At 60.9% G+C, this 1,265-nt stretch carries 1 protein-coding gene; it reads left to right on the top strand.

Features of this window, described 5'->3' with window-relative positions; translation table 11 throughout:
* The first annotated feature begins 250 nt into the window (after positions 1 to 250).
* Positions 251 to 1,246 carry an IS110 family RNA-guided transposase gene (locus HMJ39_RS14370; RefSeq protein ID WP_194297827.1) on the top strand — a complete coding sequence of 332 codons (996 nt, stop codon included), beginning with the start codon at positions 251 to 253 and terminating at the stop codon, positions 1,244 to 1,246.
* Positions 1,247 to 1,265 lie beyond the last annotated feature (19 nt).

The raw sequence follows: 1,265 nt of genomic DNA on the forward strand, positions 1-1,265 counted from the left end.
CGCTCCTTGTATGTTCGATCTGGAGATTTAGGTAAGGTTTAGCCCGGTTACCGGGGAGGCCGTTCGCTCCTGGAAGCAGCGCAGTCTGACTTCGTCTGTAGAGCGGCTCCCCGCCTCATTGCCCACTCCGAAGGGTATCCAGAAGCCCTTTTTACGGGACTTCGCATAGACAAGGTCGGTAGCGGCAACCAGTGCGAGGTCGGGGAACCGGTGACCATTGTCCCCAATCGATTGCAGGGAGTGAAGAGGCATGTCCGTTTACGCAGGTTTGGATATCGGTGCTTACTCGGTGGATCTGGTCACACGGCAAGCGGATAAGCCCTCCAAGGCAAAACGCTACAAGCAGACCTCCGACGGCCATAATGCCCTGATCGCTCAGCTCAAGAAGTCCAAGCCCGCCCTGATCGTCATGGAAGCCACCGGCATCTATTACTTCGATCTGGCCGTCACCCTCGCCGAAGCGGGCTTGCCGGTCGCGGTGATCAACCCCAAAAGCTTTCGCCATTTCGCCGAGTTGAAGCTGCAGACCAGTAAAACCGACGCGATCGACAGTGAGCTATTGGCCGAATACGGCCAGCGGATGGCTCCGGCGCCGTGGACACCGCCGGATCACCACCACCAGGCGCTGAGAAGCCTGGGGCGGCAGATTAATCGGTTGGTGGGCTGTCGAGCCCAGGCCAAGAACCGGCTGCACGCACTGAAGGCGACTCGCTCCACACCCGGCCTGTTGATCGAGGACGAACAGGACGGTATTGCCATGCTGGAGCGCCGGATCGACCGGCTCCGCCAGGCGGCTCTGGACCTGTTGGCCGAGGCGCCAGCGTTGCAACGTCGCTATCAGCACCTGCTGGCGGCCAAGGGCATCGGGGAAGCCTCTGCCTTGTCCATTCTCGCCGAGTTGTGTGTGTTACCGACTTCCCTGAAGTCTGGCCAGATCAGCCGACATGCGGGGCTGGACGTACGTCAGCACCAATCCGGCACCAGCGTGAACCGGCCTGCCAGGATCAGCAAGGCGGGCAACGTTTACCTGCGCTCGGCGCTGTACATGCCGGCGCTGTCGGCGGTTCGGTATGACCCGCACGCCAAGGCCTTCTACGAGGCCCTGGTGGCCCGGGGGAAGAAAAAAATCCAGGCTCTGGTCGCGGTGATGCGTAAGTACCTCACCGGTCTGTGGGCCTGCTTGAAGACCGATACCCCGTTCGATTCGGCCCGCCTTTTTCAAACCGCTGGCCTGCAAAACGCTTGACCGCGAACAGGGTATCTAC

The organism is Alloalcanivorax profundimaris (assembly GCF_015265435.1).
Lineage (GTDB): Bacteria > Pseudomonadota > Gammaproteobacteria > Pseudomonadales > Alcanivoracaceae > Alloalcanivorax > Alloalcanivorax profundimaris.

Coding starts and splice junctions, on each gene's coding strand:
- HMJ39_RS14370 (WP_194297827.1), top strand. CDS start 251: ATGTCCGTTTACGCAGGTTTGGATATCGGTGCTTACTCGGTGGATCTG.